This window comes from Micromonospora parathelypteridis (assembly GCF_014201145.1).
Classification (GTDB): Bacteria; Actinomycetota; Actinomycetes; order Mycobacteriales; family Micromonosporaceae; genus Micromonospora; species Micromonospora parathelypteridis.
Map to the genome: position 1 here is coordinate 4,556,988 of NZ_JACHDP010000001.1, position 17,030 is coordinate 4,574,017.

The window sequence follows — 17,030 nt, forward strand, 5'->3', positions numbered from 1 at the left end:
CCACCGGCCGTCGGGTCGAACAGCTACCGTGCCGTCCCCGGCGGGAGCGCGCCGTACGTCTCGTCGTAGTAGCCGCCCAACTGATCCCGGTAGCTCGGATCGCTGTGGCTGCTCTCGTCGTACTCCGGGGCGGCCTTGATCTGGTCCCGGGTGCGGTCGATGGAGACAACGCGTTGGTCGTGGTCGACCTGGTTGACGGTGCCGGCCGGCAGCAGCACCTTCTTGCCGAAGATCCAGGTGCCGGTGTCCACCACCAGGTAGCTCCCGTCCACCTCGTGGCTGGCGCTGTCGATCTTGCCAATTCCACCGTCGGTCGCCTCGACCTTGTAGCCGACCAGGTCAGCATCGGCGACCCCAGCCTGGTCCCGGTAGCGCCAGGGGTCGAACGTGCCGGCCGGCGCGCCGCCGGGCACGGCGCCCTGGTCACCGCCACGCAGCGGGTCCGGCCCGGCGTGGGTGGCGTGCGGATCGATCCTGTCCATGCCGTTCACTCCTGACTGTCGCCGATCGTCTCGGCGTAGGTGGGTGCGTCCCCGCAGGAGCTACCCGGCCGTCGGGGGCCGGAAACGGCGAGAGGCTGGAGCCGCGGTGCGGCGAGAGGCCGCGATACGGCGACGGGCCGATGCCGCGAGGTGGCGGCATCGGCCCGTCGGGGCGTACGTGCTCAGGCCAGTGCGGCCTCGGCGTCCAGGGTGACCGCCGCGGCGTGCACCACGGCGGAGATCCGCAGGGCCTCGTGTACCTGCTCGCGGGTGAAGCCGCTGCCGCGCAGCGTCTTCTCGTGCGACTCCAGGCACACCCCACAGCCGGTGATGGCCGACACGGCGAGGCACCAGAGCTCGAAGTCGCCCTTGTCCACACCGGGCCGCGCGATGATCTGCATCCGCAGCCGGGCCGGCATCGAGGCGTACTGCTCGTCGCCGATGAGGTGCTTGGAACGGTAGTAGATGTTGTTCATCGCCATGATCGCCGCGGCGCCCTTGGCCGCCTCGACACCCTCCGGCCCGAGGTGCCCGAGGGCCTCGGCCGCGATCTCCCGCAGCACCAGCGGGTTGCGGGCGGCCACCGCACAGGCCAGCGCGGTGCCCCAGGTCTGCACCGGGGTCAGCGTCGAGGTGCCGACCGTGGAGCCCAGGTTGAGCTTGATGTCCTTGGCGTACTCCGGCAGGGCCGCCTTGATCGCGTCCAGACCCATGGTCAGACCCCGGCGCTGGCGAGGAGCGCGTTGGCGTCGAGGGTCTCGCCGCCCTTGTTCCAGTTGCAGGGGCACAGCTCGTCGGTCTGCAGGGCGTCGAGCACCCGCAGCACCTCGGAGACGTTACGGCCGACCGAGCCGGCGGTGACCATGGCGAACTGGATCTCGTTGTTCGGGTCGACGATGAAGGTGGCCCGCTGGGCCACGCCGTCCTCGCCGAGCACGCCGCAGGCGGCGGAGAGCTCGCGCTTGATGTCGCTGAGCATCGGGAACGGCAGCTCCCGAAGGTCCGGGTGATCCTTGCGCCACGCGTAGTGGACGAACTCGTTGTCCACGGACGCCCCGAGGACCTGTGCATCCCGGTCGGCGAACTCGCCATTGAGTCGACCGAACTCGGCGATCTCCGTCGGGCAGATGAACGTGAAGTCCTTCGGCCAGAAGAAGACCACCCGCCACTTGCCCTCGTGGGACTTGTGGTTGATCGTCTCGAACGCCTTGTTGGCGTCCAGCGATACGCAGGCGGTGAGTTCGTACTCAGGGAAGCGGTCACCGACAGTGAGCACAGGTCCTCCTTGTGAGCGGCACGGTGGCCGTTAACTGGATCCGTTCAAGATGCTTCCGCATCGCTGTTTTCGCCGGTCGGCGGCGTTAGTGCATGTGAAGCCGATCACCGACGGCGGGTTCTGACCGAGGCCCGACGACCGCTGGCTAAGAGCACTCTCCGTTACTGTCCCGCGATGTGGATTGTTCTTCCCAAATTCGAGGGAGGAGTGGCAGAGTGGCGAAGGTGACCAGCACCGTCCTGATTATTGCGACCTAGCGCGCCGGCCCTCCCCTCCGCCGAGCGCGCAGACCTCCCGCATCCGCGGGAGGTCTTTTTGTTGCTCCGAGAAAGGATCCTGATGACGTTCCAGGTCTACGACACGACGTTGCGCGACGGCGCCCAGCGCGAGGGGCTCACCTACTCGGTGGTCGACAAACTGGCGGTGGCCCGGCTGCTCGACGAGTTCGGCGTCGGCTTCATCGAGGGCGGCTGGCCAGGCGCGGTGCCCAAGGACACCGAGTTCTTCCGCCGGGCGCGCACCGAACTGGACCTGCGGCACGCCGTACTGGTCGCGTTCGGCGCCACCCGCAAGGCCGGTGTCGCGGTCGCCGACGACCCGCAGGTGCGCGCCCTGCTGGACGCGCAGACCCCGGCGGTGGCACTGGTCGCCAAGGCCGACACCCGGCACGTCGAGCGCGCGCTGCGCACCACCGGCGCGGAGAACCTGTCGATGATCCACGACACCGTCAGCCATCTCGTCCGTGAGGGCCGACGGGTCTTCGTCGACGGCGAACACTTCTTCGACGGCTACCGGCACGACCCCGCGTACGGCGCGGCCGTGGTGCAGACCGCACTGGCTGCCGGCGCCGAGCGGATGGTGCTCTGCGACACCAACGGCGGCATGCTGCCGTCCCAGGTGACCGCTGCCATCGTCGATCTGACCGACAGGCTGGGAATCGACGCCGGGCTGCTCGGCATGCACGCGCAGAACGACACCTCCTGCGCGGTGGCCAACACGATCGCCGCCGTGGAGGCGGGAGTCCGCCACGTCCAGGGCACCGCCAACGGGTACGGCGAACGTCCGGGTAACGCCGACATCTTCGCGGTCGTCGCCAACCTCCAACTCAAGCTGGGCATGCCGGTCCTACCGGAGGGCTGCCTGGCGCAGATGGTGCGGGTCTCGCACGCCATCGCCGAGATCGCCAACATCGCCCCCGACACCCACCAGGCGTACGCCGGGGCTGCCGCCTTCGCTCACAAGGCGGGGCTGCACGCGAGCGCGATCAAGGTCGACCCGTTGCTCTACAACCACGTGGACCCGTCGGTGGTGGGCAACGACATGCGGATCCTGGTGACCGAGATGGCCGGCCGGGCCAGCGTCGAGCTCAAGAGTCGCGAGCTCGGTCTGGACCTGGCCGGCCGTCCGGAGGCGCTGACCCGGGTCACCAAGCGGGTCAAGGAGTTGGAGGCGGGGGGCTGGTCCTTCGAGGCCGCGGACGCCTCCTTCGAGCTGCTGGTCCGCTCCGAACTGCCGGAGGGTGGCCCGGCCCGACCGTTCACTCTGGAGTCGTACCGGGTGTTGGTCGAGCACCGTGAGGACGGCGCGGTGGTCTCCGAGGCAACCGTCAAGATCCGGGTACGCGGTGAGCGGGTGATCGCCACCGCCGAGGGCAACGGCCCGGTCAACGCCCTCGACGAGGCGCTGCGGGTGGGGCTGGCCCGGCACTACCCACAGCTGCGAACGTTCGAGCTGGCCGACTACAAGGTGCGCATCCTCGAGGGCAGCCACGGCACCGGCGCGGTGACCCGGGTGCTGCTGGAAACGGCCGACGGCACCGGCCGAGACTGGACCACGGTAGGTGTGCACCCCAACGTGGTCGAGGCCAGCTGGCACGCCCTGATCGACGCCCTCACCTACGGCCTGGCCCCCGCCCCCGTCCAACCCCGTCCCTGACCCCACCCCACCCCCACCCTCGCGATCTTGCACTTTGTGTCGTCGATATACGGCTTTTGAGCCTTATGACACGACAGCAAGTGCAAGATCGCGGGGGTGGGGCGGGGTTAGGGGGTTGGGAGGGTCAGGGTTGCTAGGACGGGGCGGTGGTCGCTGCCGGGTAGGGCGAACACCCGCACCGAGCGGACCGCGATGCGCTTGTCGACCAGCACGTGGTCGATGGTCACCGGTGGGATGAGATCACCGTCGTAGGGACCCCAGGTGCCGGTCAAGCCCTCCCCGGCGGCGTCGGCGGCGTCGACGTAACCGCTGCGCAGCAGGGCCCGCAGTGGGCTGTGGTCGAGGGTGGCGTTGAAGTCCCCGGCGAGGATCTGCAGGCCACCGTCCGGGGTGGCCGGTGGTTGGGCGGTCAGGTCGGCACGCCATGGGCCGACCTGGTCCAGCGCGTACGGGGCCGAGGGGTGGGCCGACTCGACGCGAACCGGGGGCGCGCCGGGGACGGTGACTGTCCCGTACGCCTGGGTGAAGCCCCAGCCGTTGAGGTTGCGCCGAAGGCCGACGTCGGTGACCGGCCACCGCGAGTAGAGCCCGGAGCCGGGTGTGCCGATCTCCGGGTTGAGCTGCCGGTGGGGCAGTAGTTGGTCGAGGCCGAGCTGGTCCAGAGCGGCCTGCGCCTCCGGCGTGAACTCCTGCACGGTGAGCACGTCCACCTGGTGCCGCCGGACCAGCTCGACCAGCGTCCCCTCGTCGCCGGCCCCGGCGAGCAGGTTGGCGGTGAGCAGCCGCACCGTCGGCCCGGCCGCCGCGGGCTGCGGTGCGGCCAGTGCCCGGGGGGCGACGACGCCGACCAGTGCCACCGCCGCCAGGGCCGCGACCGCCGCCGGCCACCAGCGCCGCAGGGCGAGCGCGAGAGCCAGGGCCAGCACGCTGAAGCCGGCGACGTACGGCGTGAAGGCGAGCGCCTGCACCAGCGGCCCCCGGTCCAGACCGACCAGGCGGACGGCGGCCCAGAGGGCTGTCGGTACGACCGTCAGCCAGCAGAGCACCGTGCCCAGCCGGGCACCGCGGTGCCGCCCTGGAGCGGGCGTGGGCGTGGGCGGAGCGTCGACGATCATGATGGTGATCCTAGTGGGTGGGCCGAACGCATTTCATGAATGGCAATGCGTTCACATTTCACGATTATCTGACGGCTGATTGACAGCTCGATAAACCGAGATCAACTATTGACGTCCGGCTTTTTACGGTGCTACGTTCCATCTGGCTCAAACGACGCAACTCTGAGTAGTATTGCCAGCTCAGAGGGGATGAAATTGTTGAGGAATCAACCTCACCGGGTGTAGCTAAGTGAGCTTTCCCTCGCCCTGCTGCCGTCGTTTTCCTATTTGCTGGCAGTCATCCGTCCCGCTCTGCGGGTCGGCCGAATTCGCACGGTCACACAAGGGGGACCTGTCATGGAAACATCCTTCCGACGCAAGGCGGCAGCGGTCACGTTCGCTGTCCTGGCGCTCACCCTGGCTGGTGGGGGGATCGCCGTCGCCCAGCCGTCGGCGAAGGCGCCGCAGGAGGCCGTCAAGCCGACGGCCCGTGGCACGAACAGTCAGCCGCCGGTCTCGGCCGAGTCGGCGCGCCTGTCGAAGGCCGCGTTGAAGGCGGGTGGGGTCAGCACGATGGCTGCCTCCGTCAGCATCACTGTCGTCAACTCCAACGGCACCAAGGCGCGCGGCGCCGGCACTGTGATCAAGTACGGCACCGGCCAGTACGAGGTCCAGTACGGGTACAACGTCACGAACGCTGTCATCGTGGCGACCGTGGGCCGGGCCGACAACTGCTGCATTCCGCCGGCCGGCGAGATCTCGGTCGCGCCCCGGCTCCTCACGCCGAACGGGGTCTTCGTGCAGACCCGCAACTCGTCCGGCAGCCCGACCGACCTGGGCTTCCACCTGGTCGTCCACACCTCCTGACCGATCGACGTCCGGCCCCCGCGCCTCGTGCGCGGGGGCCGGATCCCTGTCCGCCCGGACGGTAAGCGCGGTCGTCGCCGTCGATCGACTCCGCTCGCGCTGCTCGTCCTCTTCGTGGCCGGTCCGGAGCCGTCCGGCTCTTCCTGGACCGGCTCGTGCCGATCGTCACCCTTCCGCGCGGCTCATCCCCATTCGGACCACTCCGGGCCTGTCCGGGCCCCACAATCCGACGTTTGCCAGGCCCTCGGCTCGGGAAGCAAGCACCGTGACGGACATCTCGGACACCCTGGCCAGCATGCCCAGCTCGGTCGAACCCGAGCCGACCGGCGTCGAGCTGGAACAGACCCTCTTCGAGGTCAAACGCGTGATCGTCGGGCAGGATCGGCTCGTCCAACGCCTGCTCACCGCACTGATCGCCAACGGGCACTGCCTCCTGGAGGGCGTGCCCGGGGTGGCCAAGACCCTGGCCGCGCAGACCCTCGCCACCGTGGTCGGCGGCACCTTCACCCGGATCCAGTTCACCCCGGACCTGGTCCCCAGCGACATCGTCGGCACCCGGATCTATCGGGCCTCCAAGGAGACGTTCGACATCGAACTGGGCCCGATCATGGCCAACCTGGTGCTGGCTGACGAGATCAACCGCGCCCCGGCCAAGGTGCAGTCGGCGCTCCTGGAGGCGATGGCCGAACGGCAGGTCTCCATCGGCGGGCGCAGTTGGCCGGTCCCGGAGCCGTTCCTGGTGCTGGCCACCCAGAACCCGATCGAGTCCGAGGGCGTCTACCAGCTTCCGGAGGCACAGCGCGACCGGTTCCTGATGAAGGTGGTGGTCGACTATCCCAGCGACGCCGACGAACTGGCCATCCTCTACCGGATGAGCACCGACCGGCCGAGCCCGCGCCAGGTGCTCGACGCGCAACGGCTGCGGGACCTCCAGGCCCAGGCCGAGAGGGTCTTCGTCCACCATGCGTTGGCCGAGTACGTGGTGCGGCTGATCCTCGCCACCCGTGACCCGGGCCGGTTCGGGCTGCCGGAGCTCGCCCCGCTGCTGGCGTACGGTGCCAGCCCCCGGGCCACCCTCGGCCTCGTCGCGGCCGCCCGGGCGCAGGCTCTGCTGCGTGGGCGGGAGTACGTGCTGCCCGAGGACGTCCGTGAGCTGGCCGTCGACGTCCTCGCCCACCGGCTGGTGCTCTCCTTCGACGCGGTGGCCGACGGGGTGTCGGCCGAGAGCGTGGTGCGGCGGCTTGTCGAGGCGGTGCCACCGCCCCGGCTGGCCACCGGGCACCCACAGCAGGCGCCGGATCTGGCGGCGGCATGAGACGGGCGACAGTCGCGCCGGCCGCTGTGCCGGCTGATCCCGGCCTGGCCGAGCTGGCCCCCGATCAGCGGTTGCGCCGCCTGGAGCTGACCGTCACGCGCCGGCTCAACGGCCTGCTGCACGGCCAGTACCGGGGCCTGCTGCCCGGCCCGGGCAGTGAACCCGCCGGCAGCCGCGAATACCGGCCGGGCGAGGACGAGGTCCGGCGGATGGACTGGGCGGTGACGGCCCGTACCGCCGTGCCGCACGTCCGTCAGGTCGACGCCGACCGGGAGCTGACCACCTGGCTGCTTGTCGACGGCAGCGCCAGCATGGAGTTCGGCACCGCCGAACTGGACAAGCGGGAACTGGCGGTGGCCGCGGTCGCGGCGGTGGGCTTCCTGACCGCGGGTGTCGGCAACCGTCTCGGTGCCCAGGTGCTGCGTGCCGACGGGGTACGTCGCTTTCCGGCCCGCAGTGGGCGTACCCATCTGCTTGCTCTGCTCCGCGCGCTGCTCGCCGCCCCGCGCCCCGGCGCGACCGACGGCGGACCGGGGTTAGGGCCCGCGGCCGGGGCGTGGGCCGAGCCGCCCGATCTGACGGACGGGCTCGACGCGTTGCACCGGATCGCCAACCGACGTGGGTTGGTCGTGGTGGTCTCCGACTTCCTCGACGGCCTGCCCGACGACCCCGGCCAGTCGGCGCCCTGGGAGCGGACCCTGCGTCGGCTCGCTGCCCGGCACCAGGTGCTGGCGATCGAGGTGACCGACCCGCGTGAGCTGGAACTACCGGACGTCGGTCTGATCACGCTCGTCGACCCGGAGACCGGTCGCCGCCGCGAGGTGAGCACATCGGACCGCCGGCTGCGCGAGCGGTACGCCGAGGCCGCCTCCGCCCAGCGCGAGCAGGTCCGTCAGTCGTTGCGCCGCAGTGGGGCCGCCCATCTGGCCCTGCGCACCGATCGGGACTGGAGCGCGGACATCGTCCGGCACGTACACGCTCAGCGTCGGCTGGCGGCCGCTCCGGCCGGCCGGCCACGGGGAGGTGCCGCGTGATCTGGCAGTCGCCGCTGCGACTCTGGCTGCTGCTCGGCGTGCTCGCCCTGGTCGTCGCGTACCTGGTGATGCAGCGCGGACGCAGCCGGTACGCGGTCCGCTTCACCAACCTGCGACTGCTGGACCGGGTGGCGCCGGAGCGGCCCGCCTGGCGTCGGCACGTACCGGCCGGGCTCTTCCTGGCCATGCTGGCGCTGCTGGTGGTCGGCTTCGCCCGCCCCAGCGCCGAGGTCCGGGTGCCTCGGGAACGCGCCACCGTGATGGTGGCGGTGGACGTGTCCACGTCGATGCTCGCCACCGACGTCGAGCCGGACCGGTTGGCCGCGGCGAAGGAGGCGGCCCGGCGCTTCGTCGAGGGCCTGCCCGACGAGTTCAACGTGGGTCTCGTCGCGTTCGCCGGCAGCGCGGCCGTGCTGGTGCCGCCGGGCACCGACCGGGAAGCCCTCGACGAGGGGATCGACCGACTCGCCGAGGGGATCACCGGCGTGCAGGGCACGGCGATCGGTGAGGCGATCAACACGTCTCTCGGCGCGGTCAAGAGCCTCGACAGCGCGGCCGCGAAGGAGACGCCACCGGCCCGGATCATCCTGCTCTCCGACGGTGCCAACACCTCCGGGATGGACCCGATGGAGGCGGCGGCGGAGGCGGTGACGGCGGAGGTGCCGGTGCACGCCATCTCCTTCGGCACCCCGTCCGGGTTCGTGGACCGGGGTGGACGGCCCATCCAGGTGCCGGTCGACGGGCAGACCCTCAAGGCGGTCGCCGAGGAGACCGGCGGGATGTTCCACGAGGCCAGCACCACCGACGAACTGCGGGCCGTCTACGACGACATCGGCAGCTCGGTCGGCTACCGCACCGAGCGGCAGGACGTCTCGGCTCGGTTCATCGGCCTCGGACTGGTGTTCGCGATGGGCGCCGCCGTCGGCTCGATGCGCTGGTTCTCCCGGCTGCCCTGACCACCGCGCACAACCGACGTCGACCGTGAGGAGTACGCATGGCAGTGCAGACCGGACTGGGCGAACCGCGTGGTCCCTGGTTCATCTCACCGGAACTCGACCCGGACGGGCGCGGGTGGTGGGACGCGCCCGAGCGTGACCCGGGCGGGCGTCGGCCTCGACGGCTGCTCGCCGCGCTGGCCGTGGTGGCGGTCTCCGCTCTCTCGGGTGCCGTCGCCGGTGGTGTGGTGGCCGCTCGGGACGGGGGTCCGGGCCCGGCTGCGGCGTCCGCCGCCCCGGTGCCGGCCGAGCTGGTCACCGCGGCTGAGCGGACCGTACCCGGGGTGGTGTCGGTGCTGGCCGGCGGTGCGACCGGCGGGTCCGCGACCGGCTCAGGCTTCGCCGTGGACGACCAGCAGCATCTGATCACCAACGATCACATCCTGGCCAAGGGGGGTGGTGGGCCGGTGACCGTGGAGCTGCCCGACGGTCGCCGGTTCGCCGCCGAGGTGGTCGGACGGGAGCCGCGCAGCGACCTGGCGGTGCTGAAGGTGCCGGCATCGGCCGGTCTCACGCCGTTGCCCCTGGCCAAGCCGGGCGCGACCCGGGTCGGTGAGCCGGTGCTCGCGGTGGGCTCGCCGCTCGGACTCGCCGGAACCGTCACCGCGGGCATCGTCAGCGCGTTGGACCGCGAGGTGCGCCTGGGCGACAACCGGCACAGCGCGGTGCAGACCGACGCGTCCATCAATCCCGGCAACTCGGGTGGGCCACTGGTCAACGCCCGCGGGGAGGTGGTCGGGGTGAACACCGCCATCGCCACCATCGACGGGAATGGCTCGATCGGCATCGGGTTCGCCATCCCGATCGACCAGGTGCAGCAGACCGCCGACACGATCATCGGCAAGGGTGGCTGAGCTGCTCGGACAGCCGCGCCGCGCGGGTGGGAACGCTGCCACTGTCAGATATCCGGCGTGACGGCATCGGGCCATGGAATTATTACGGTCGATCTGGATACTGGCGGAGGTGGAGCGTCCTCTTCTCGCGGTCCTCCTGCTGGTGGGCCTGGTCATCGGATGTGCAGTGGGGTCGTCGTACGCCCGGGCACGACGTGGGTGGAACGATTACCAGACCGTCAAGAAATCGGTGCCGGGCGCCCGTCGAGGCGCCTGGTCGCTGATCCGCGGGGTCGCCGTGAAGGCCGGGGTGATCGCGTTGCTGCTCTTCGGCGCAGCGGCGTACGCGGCGGTCGGCGACGACGACGAGACCGCCGGGCCGGCACCCAGCCCGTCCCCGACGCAGAGTGAGCCCCCGCACCGATGACCCCTGCTGGGTCGTCGCGGGTTAGCCTCGGGGCGTGGACGACGGACTGCGGGTGACCGACCGGTGGGTCGTCCCTGCCGGGGAGCTGCGGGAGCGCTTCTCCCGCTCGTCGGGGCCGGGTGGGCAGGGCGTGAACACCGCGGACTCCCGGGTCGAGCTGAGCTACGACGTGGCCAACTCGCCGTCCGTGCCCGACTGGCTGCGGTCGCGGGCGCTGGCCCGGCTCGCCAACCGGCTGGTCGACGGGGTGCTGACGATCGCCGCGAGCGAGCACCGGGCCCAGTTGGCCAATCGGGAGGCGGCCCGTGAACGGATGACCGCGCTGCTGCGGGAGGCCGCCGCACCCCCACCGCCGCCCCGCCGGGCGACCCGCCCGTCCCGTGGGGCCAAGGAACGTCGGTTGGCCGAGAAGAAACGCCAGTCCCAGCGCAAGCGGGACCGCCGCGCCGACGGCGACTAGCCCTCGGCTCAGGCCGGGACGGCGGTGAGCAGCCGGTCGCGCAGCACAGCGGCCCGGTCGGCGAACGCGCGCTGCGCCGCCGCGTACTCCGCGCGGCCCTCCGGCGTCTCCACCCGCACCGGCGGGTAGCCGAGTGCCGCCAGGTCGTAGGGGCTGGCCCGCATGTCCAGCGTCCGGATCTCCCTGGCCAGGTCGAACGCGTCGGCCACCAGCTCCGAGTCGACCAGCGGGGACAGCTTGTACGCCCACTTGTACAGATCCATGTTGGCGTGCAGGCAGCCCGGCTGCTCGAGGGCGTGCTGCGATTCCCGGGTCGGGGTGAGCAGGTTCAACGGCCGGGCCGGCGGTGTGAAGAACCGGAACGCGTCGAAGTGGCTGCACCGCACGCCCCGCTCCTCGACGACCGCGGCGGTCCGCTCCGGGGTCAGCCGCAGCGGCCAGGCGTTGTGCCGCAGCTCGTCACGGGTCTGTCGGTAGACCATCGCCCACTCGTGCATCCCGAAGCAGCCGAAGTGTGGCGCTCGCACCGCGGTGGCCGCCAGCAGGGAGCGGATCCAGGCGATCGACTCGCCGCGCCGCTCGCGTACCCCCTCGGTGTCGAGGGTGACCCCGGCGGCGGTGGCGTGGTAGTCCCGGCCGAACTCGGCCGGATCGGCGCCGTGCAGCTCGACCCCCGCGCCCGGGTGCCAGCGACGGAGCTGGGCCGGGCGGTGCGAGTAGTAGGTGAAGAGGAAGTCGGCGACCGGATGCCGCTCACCACGCCGCCGCCGGGCCAGGTGCGGGGTCAGCCAGACGTCCACCCGCTCCTCGTGGGCCCGCCTGCGGGCCTGCCACTGGGCCACGTCGAGCACGGCGGGGGCGAGGGCGGCGGTCACGCACCCCAGGGTACGACCGCCGCCCGCTGACCGGTCAGGGCATGTGCACCCGCACGCCGGCGGAGAACACCCCGCTGCGCAGCTCCAACTGCTGGGGCTGGTCCCGCCCGTCGACGGTGAACACCAACGGAAGCACCATCCGGGTGCCCGCGGCCATCGGGTCGGCGAAGACGTCCCGACCCAGGTTCGCCGCCCGCGTGGCCGACTCGTCGGTGCTCACCCAGCGCCCGCCGGGCAGGTACGCCCGTTGCAGCTGGCTGTGCCAGGGTTGGTGGTCGCCCGTGACGTTGCGCACCCCCACGGTGGCCTGGCAACGTCGACCGTTGGCCGGCGCGGCACCGCCGCCGCCGGTCCTCCCGGCCGTGCCGGGCGCGCCGCAGGACATCCGGTACACGGTGAACTCGAACGCCGACTCCCGAAGTGGCACGCCCACCGGCCCGGTGACCCCGGTGCCCATCCACGCGCCGTTGGTGGGTTGCTTCTGCGTGTCGATCGCCGAGACCTGCCGGGTCGCCGTCCATCCGGCGGTGCCGACGACGGCGGCCAGCACCGCCACGGCCGCACCCACCAGCAACCAGACCGGCGGGGTACGCCGACGCCTTGCCGGGCTCGGAGCCGCCGGGCGCGGATAGATCGTTCCGCGACCACTGTCGGGCCCGCCGCTGGTGGCCAGTGCGGCGGCCGTCACCCGACGCCCACGCCGACGTCGCCACACCCACACCAGGGCGGCGCTGACCAGCAGCAGGACCGCCAGACCGGCGAGCAACACCGGGTACCGGCGCCAGGGCGGCGCCTCGGTGACCTCGGCCGCCGGTGCCGCCGCCGCCTTCCAGGTGGCCGTGGCGCAGTCGTACGGTCGGGTGCCGTCACTGGTGAACGCGCACGTCGGCGCGGTCAGCGGCTGGCCGGGCGCGGTCGCGGCGAGCGCGGTGCCCAGCGTGGTGGTGCTGTGCGCCGGCAGCCTCAACCGCCAGGTCACCTCCGTGGTGGACCCGCCAGCCCGGGTGGATCGGCCGCCGGCGCTGATCGCGGTCGGCGACGAGCCGGGCGGCAACTCCTGACGCACGGTGGTGTCCACCGGCGCGTTGCCCACGTTGCGCACCTGGATCCGGTACCTCGGCGCGGGGCTGCTCTCCGGGGCGACCGCCACCGTGACCTGTTGCGGGGGTGCCGACGCCGGTTTCCGCGAGGGCGGAGCCACCGCCGGTGGCGCCGAGGGCGGGGTGGGCTCGGCGCTCACCCGCGCCACCACCGCGACCGGTGGCTGTGTGGCCCAGGCCGGCACGCCCGTCGGTACCCCGGGGGTCGCGGCGCTCGGCCGTGCCGTGACGCCCGGTCGTGGTGTGGTGGCCGGTGCTGGTGTCGCTCCCGTTGAGGGCGTGACTGCCGGTGGTCGTGCGGCGGCGGGTGGCCGTGGTGCGGCCGCCGCCTCCGGGGCCACCGCCGGCAGGGCCGGGATGGCGGCGAGGATGCCGAGGCAGTGCACGAACACTGCGAGGGCTCTGTGGTGTCGTGTCGATGCAGGCATACGAACGAACCTCCGGAGCCGACGCTAGGGGCGAGCTGCGTCCGTGCGGGTACGAAGTCGGGAAGCCCGCCCCGGTCACCTCCAGCTCCGGTAGGGTGCCGCGCGGTGACGGGTTGAGCACACCGGACGGCCGGTCCTGGCCGGTGGCGGTGTCGGCGGGGCTAGATTGGCCGGGTGCGTATCGCTCGTTTCGCCCATGCCAAGGGAATGTCGTTCGGTGCCGTCGAAGGCGAACCGGAGGCCGGGCCGCAGGGCCTGACCATCGCCGAGATCGAGGGCCACCCGTTCGGCAAACTCTCCTTCAGTGGGGCCCGTTGGGCCCTCTCCGACGTCCGGTTGCTCTCACCGATCCTGCCCAGCAAGGTCGTCTGCGTCGGTCGCAACTACGCCGACCACGCCGCCGAACACGGCAACGACGTGCCCAAGGAGCCACTGCTCTTCCTCAAGCCGTCCACCTCGGTGATCGGCCCCCGGGATGCCATCCGACTGCCGATCTTCTCGAAGCAGGTCGAGCACGAGGCGGAGCTGGCGGTCGTGATCGGGGCGCCGGGTGCGCGCCGCGCCGACCGGGCCGCTGCCGAACGCGCCATCTTCGGCTACACCTGCGCCAACGACGTCACCGCTCGGGACCTCCAGCGTTCGGACGGGCAGTGGACCCGGGCCAAGGGCTTCGACTCGTTCTGCCCGATCGGCCCGTGGATCACCACCGGTCTGGACGTCTCCGACCTGGAGATCCGGTGTGAGGTCGGTCGCAACCCGGAGGAGATGGAGGTACGTCAGCTCGGCCGGACGAAGGACATGGTCTTCGACGTACCGGGCCTCGTGTCGTACATCTCGCACGTGATGACTCTGCTGCCCGGCGACGTCGTTCTCACCGGCACTCCGGCAGGGGTTAGCCCTCTTGTCGAGGGGGATACGGTCACCGTGCGGATCGAGGGCATCGGTGAGCTCACCAACCCGGTGGTTCCCGTCGCCTGATCCGTCCGATGCCCCTGTTTCCGCAGCTCAGAGGTGGTTCGGGGGGATCGGATTTGGCCTGTCGGCACCGGGAGGGTAAAGTTCACTCCCGGCGCCGCAAGGGGCCAATGGGGTATGGGGTAATTGGCAGCCCGACTGATTCTGGTTCAGTTAGTCTAGGTTCGAGTCCTGGTACCCCAGCGCTACCGGAATTCGCGAGAATTCCGGACGCTGGATTCTGACGGAGTTCGACTCCGCCCCTCCGGGGGCGGAGAGTGATCCGGTAGAGTGCAGCTCCTCCGCCCGCAGGGGTGGGGGAGCAGAAGTAGTTCTGGCCCCGTCGTCTAGTGGCCCAGGACGCCGCCCTCTCAAGGCGGTAGCGCCGGTTCGAATCCGGTCGGGGCTACATTGTGCACAGCCCGTCTCACCTGGTGAGGCGGGCTGTTTCGTTGTCTGTGCCGGTGCCGCCGTGGGCTCGACCCGGTGCTCACGCCAATGGGCGGTGCCGCTAGACTACAACCGCACCGCCCGCGAGGGCGGTGAACAGCAAAGTTCTGGCCCCGTCGTCTAGTGGCCCAGGACGCCGCCCTCTCAAGGCGGTAGCGCCGGTTCGAATCCGGTCGGGGCTACAACCGAAGGCTCGTCTCGCAAACGCGAGGCGAGCCTTCTGCTTTCCCACCCTCCCCCCGTTGATCATGAAGTTATTGCCCCGACACGCCGGGCGGGATGGCAACAACTTCATGATCAACGGGGGGAGGGTGGGGTTAGAGGCCGGAGAGGCGTTGGCCTGCTCTCACTACTGCCATGGCGTGGCGTTCGCCGGGGCGGCGGCCCAGGCGCTCGATCGGGCCGGAGATGCTGACTGAGGCGATCACGCGGCCGGTGCGGTCGCGGATCGGGGCGGAGACGCTCGCCACACCGGCCTCCCGCTCGGCGACGCTCTGCGCCCAGCCACGACGGCGCACCTCGGCGAGGGTGCGGCCGGTGAACTTGCTGCGCGGCAGCAGCGGCATCACCGCCTCCGGCGGCTCCCAGGCGAGCAGGATCTGGGCTGCGGAGCCGGCGGTCATCGGCAGCACCGAGCCGACCGGAACGGTGTCCCGCAGGCCGCTGGCGCGCTCCGCCGCCGCCACGCAGATCCGCTCGTCGGCACGGCGTAGGTAGAGCTGTGCGCTCTCACCGGTGGCGTCGCGCAGCGCGGCCAGCAACGGCTCGGCGGCGGTCAGCAGAACGTCCGGTGCCGCGTTGGCCAGCTCGCCCAGACGGGGGCCGGGGCGCCACCGGCCCTGTGTGTCCCGCACCAGCATCCGGTGAATCTCCAGTGCCTGGGCCAGCCGATGTGCGGTGGCTCGGGGCAGCTTGGTGCGATCAACGAGTTCGGCCAGGCTGGCGCCGTCGACGCAGGCGGCCAGGATGACCACCGCCTTGTCGAGAACGCCGACACCGCTCATACTGTGTCCCACAAGCCGAAACTTACCTCCCAGAATTTAGGATGTCCAGATGGTGGGAGTCACTCCTGAGCCGAGGACCCTGGCCGAAAAGGTCTGGGACGCGCACGTCGTACGGTCCGCCGCTGGTGAGCCGGACCTGCTCTTCATCGACCTGCACCTGCTGCACGAGGTGACCAGCCCGCAGGCGTTCGACGGGCTGCGGCTCGCCGGGCGCCGGGTGCGTCGTACCGACCTGACCCTCGCGACCGAGGACCACAACACCCCGACCGGGTACGCCGACCCGGCGTTCCGCCTCCGTCGCGGTGACCTGCTCACCATCGCGGACCCGACGTCGCGTACGCAGATCGAGACGCTGCGCCGCAACTGCGCCGAGTTCGGGGTGCGGCTGCACCCGCTCGGCGACGACAACCAGGGCATCGTGCACGTGATCGGCCCGCAGCTCGGCCTCACCCAACCGGGCCTGACGATCGTCTGCGGCGACTCGCACACCGCCACCCACGGCGCGTTCGGTGCGCTCGCCTTCGGCATCGGCACCAGCGAGGTGGAACACGTACTGGCCACCCAGACGCTGCCGCAGAGCCGGCCGAAGACGATGGCCGTGAACGTCACCGGGCGCCTGGCCCCCGGCGTCACCGCCAAGGACCTGGTGCTCGCGCTGATCACCCAGGTCGGCACGGGCGGGGGTCGCGGGCACATCGTCGAGTACCGCGGCGAGGCGATCCAGGCCCTCTCCATGGAGGGGCGGATGACCATCGCCAACATGTCCATCGAGTGGGGCGCAAAGGCCGGCATGATCGCGCCGGACGAGACCACCTTCGCGTACCTCAAGGGTCGACCGAACGCGCCGCAGGGCGCGGACTGGGACGCGGCGCTGGCGTGGTGGCGGACGCTGCCCACCGACGAGGGCGCGCGCTTCGACGCCGAGGTGACCCTGGACGCCAGCCGGATCACGCCGTTCGTCACCTGGGGCACCAACCCGGGGCAGGGTGCGCCGCTGAGCGCGCCGGTGCCGGACCCGGAGGACTTCGTCACCGACTCGGAGCGCACCGCCGCCCGGCGCGCTCTGGAATACATGGACCTGCGCCCCGGCACCCCGCTGCGCGAGCTCCCCATCGACGTGGTCTTCGTGGGTTCCTGCACCAACGGCCGCCTGGAGGATCTGCGGGCCGCCGCCGACGTGCTGCGTGGCCACCGGGTCGCCGACGGCGTCCGGATGCTCGTGGTGCCCGGTTCCGCCTCCGTACGGGAGGCCGCCGAGGCCGAGGGGTTGGACAAGGTCTTCGCGGACGCCGGGGCCGAGTGGCGGTTCGCCGGCTGCTCCATGTGCCTGGGGATGAACCCCGACACGCTGAAGCCGGGTGAGCGCTCCGCATCCACCTCGAACCGCAACTTCGAGGGCCGTCAGGGCCGGGGTGGGCGGACCCACCTGGTCTCCCCGCCGGTCGCCGCCGCCACCGCCGTGGTCGGCCGGCTGGCCGCCCCCGCCGACCTGTAGAAGGGA

General features: G+C 71.3%; 17 protein-coding genes and 3 tRNA genes. 13 read left to right on the forward strand and 7 right to left on the reverse strand.

Going from position 1 to position 17,030, the window contains the following annotated elements; all coding sequences use genetic code 11:
• Positions 1–23: 23 nt before the first annotated feature.
• From HNR20_RS20525 to HNR20_RS20535, 3 genes are all read right to left on the reverse strand, one after another.
• Entirely contained in the window at positions 24–482 is a 459-nt protein-coding gene (locus tag HNR20_RS20525) for a PRC-barrel domain-containing protein (RefSeq protein ID WP_184182249.1), read from the reverse strand.
• A gap of 182 nt (positions 483–664) precedes the next feature.
• A complete protein-coding gene (gene ahpD, locus HNR20_RS20530) occupies positions 665–1,195 on the reverse strand; it encodes an alkylhydroperoxidase, AhpD family (RefSeq protein ID WP_184182251.1) in 531 nt (176 codons plus the stop codon).
• A 2-nt stretch (positions 1,196–1,197) separates the two neighbouring features.
• Positions 1,198–1,758, reverse strand: a complete 561-nt coding sequence (locus HNR20_RS20535) for a peroxiredoxin (RefSeq protein WP_110565362.1) — start codon at positions 1,756–1,758, stop codon at positions 1,198–1,200.
• Between the two features lie 339 nt (positions 1,759–2,097).
• Here HNR20_RS20535 and cimA point away from each other — a divergent pair, with 339 nt between their 5' ends.
• A complete protein-coding gene (gene cimA / locus HNR20_RS20540; RefSeq protein ID WP_184182253.1) occupies positions 2,098–3,693 on the forward strand; it encodes a citramalate synthase in 1,596 nt (531 codons plus the stop codon).
• Positions 3,694–3,800: 107 nt separating this feature from the next.
• On the opposite strand, the gene HNR20_RS20545 is transcribed toward cimA, so the two are convergent.
• Complete coding sequence (locus HNR20_RS20545; protein WP_229687473.1) at positions 3,801–4,739, reverse strand: endonuclease/exonuclease/phosphatase family protein; 939 nt, start codon at positions 4,737–4,739, stop codon at positions 3,801–3,803.
• Between the two features lie 405 nt (positions 4,740–5,144).
• On the opposite strand from HNR20_RS20545, the gene HNR20_RS20550 reads away from it, so the two are divergent.
• The 7 genes from HNR20_RS20550 to arfB all read left to right on the forward strand — a co-directional run bounded on the left by HNR20_RS20550 (position 5,145) and on the right by arfB (position 10,718).
• Positions 5,145–5,654: a hypothetical protein gene (locus HNR20_RS20550; protein WP_184182257.1), complete on the forward strand. Its 510-nt coding sequence runs from the start codon at positions 5,145–5,147 to the stop codon at positions 5,652–5,654.
• 265 nt (positions 5,655–5,919) lie between these two features.
• Positions 5,920–6,969, forward strand: a complete 1,050-nt coding sequence (locus HNR20_RS20555; RefSeq protein ID WP_184182259.1) for an AAA family ATPase — start codon at positions 5,920–5,922, stop codon at positions 6,967–6,969.
• Between the two features lie 26 nt (positions 6,970–6,995).
• Complete coding sequence (locus HNR20_RS20560; protein WP_184188750.1) at positions 6,996–8,003, forward strand: DUF58 domain-containing protein; 1,008 nt, start codon at positions 6,996–6,998, stop codon at positions 8,001–8,003.
• Positions 8,000–8,959 carry a VWA domain-containing protein gene (locus HNR20_RS20565; RefSeq protein ID WP_184182261.1) on the forward strand — a complete coding sequence of 320 codons (960 nt, stop codon included), beginning with the start codon at positions 8,000–8,002 and terminating at the stop codon, positions 8,957–8,959. Before HNR20_RS20560 ends, HNR20_RS20565 begins: the two co-directional genes overlap by 4 nt.
• A 38-nt stretch (positions 8,960–8,997) precedes the next feature.
• Positions 8,998–9,852, forward strand: a complete 855-nt coding sequence (locus HNR20_RS20570) for a S1C family serine protease (protein ID WP_184182263.1) — start codon at positions 8,998–9,000, stop codon at positions 9,850–9,852.
• Positions 9,853–9,961: 109 nt separating this feature from the next.
• The gene (locus HNR20_RS20575) at positions 9,962–10,258 is read left to right on the forward strand and encodes a hypothetical protein (protein WP_184182265.1); all 297 of its coding nucleotides are present in this window, start codon (positions 9,962–9,964) and stop codon (positions 10,256–10,258) included.
• A 34-nt stretch (positions 10,259–10,292) separates the two neighbouring features.
• Positions 10,293–10,718 (forward strand): alternative ribosome rescue aminoacyl-tRNA hydrolase ArfB, encoded by a 426-nt coding sequence (gene arfB, locus HNR20_RS20580; protein ID WP_184182267.1) that lies wholly within the window; start codon positions 10,293–10,295, stop codon positions 10,716–10,718.
• Positions 10,719–10,726: 8 nt separating this feature from the next.
• Here the strand turns inward: arfB and HNR20_RS20585 are convergent, their stop codons facing one another.
• Both HNR20_RS20585 and HNR20_RS20590 read right to left on the reverse strand, forming a co-directional pair.
• A complete protein-coding gene (locus HNR20_RS20585; protein ID WP_184182269.1) occupies positions 10,727–11,593 on the reverse strand; it encodes a 3-methyladenine DNA glycosylase in 867 nt (288 codons plus the stop codon).
• A 34-nt stretch (positions 11,594–11,627) separates the two neighbouring features.
• Positions 11,628–13,121: a hypothetical protein gene (locus tag HNR20_RS20590; protein ID WP_184182271.1), complete on the reverse strand. Its 1,494-nt coding sequence runs from the start codon at positions 13,119–13,121 to the stop codon at positions 11,628–11,630.
• A 174-nt stretch (positions 13,122–13,295) separates the two neighbouring features.
• Between HNR20_RS20590 and HNR20_RS20595 the strand changes: the two genes are divergently transcribed.
• From HNR20_RS20595 to HNR20_RS20610, 4 genes are all read left to right on the forward strand, one after another.
• Positions 13,296–14,099 carry a fumarylacetoacetate hydrolase family protein gene (locus tag HNR20_RS20595; protein WP_184182273.1) on the forward strand — a complete coding sequence of 268 codons (804 nt, stop codon included), beginning with the start codon at positions 13,296–13,298 and terminating at the stop codon, positions 14,097–14,099.
• Positions 14,100–14,207: 108 nt separating this feature from the next.
• Positions 14,208–14,279: transfer RNA gene (locus HNR20_RS20600), tRNA-Gln, on the forward strand.
• 132 nt (positions 14,280–14,411) lie between these two features.
• Positions 14,412–14,484, forward strand: a tRNA-Glu gene (locus HNR20_RS20605).
• Between the two features lie 150 nt (positions 14,485–14,634).
• A tRNA-Glu gene (locus HNR20_RS20610) sits at positions 14,635–14,707 on the forward strand.
• Between the two features lie 135 nt (positions 14,708–14,842).
• On the opposite strand, the gene HNR20_RS20615 is transcribed toward HNR20_RS20610, so the two are convergent.
• Positions 14,843–15,529 (reverse strand): IclR family transcriptional regulator, encoded by a 687-nt coding sequence (locus HNR20_RS20615; protein ID WP_110562481.1) that lies wholly within the window; start codon positions 15,527–15,529, stop codon positions 14,843–14,845.
• A gap of 49 nt (positions 15,530–15,578) precedes the next feature.
• Between HNR20_RS20615 and leuC the strand changes: the two genes are divergently transcribed.
• Positions 15,579–17,024, forward strand: coding sequence for a 3-isopropylmalate dehydratase large subunit (leuC, locus tag HNR20_RS20620; RefSeq protein ID WP_184182275.1), 1,446 nt, complete (start codon positions 15,579–15,581; stop codon positions 17,022–17,024).
• Positions 17,025–17,030: the final 6 nt, after the last annotated feature.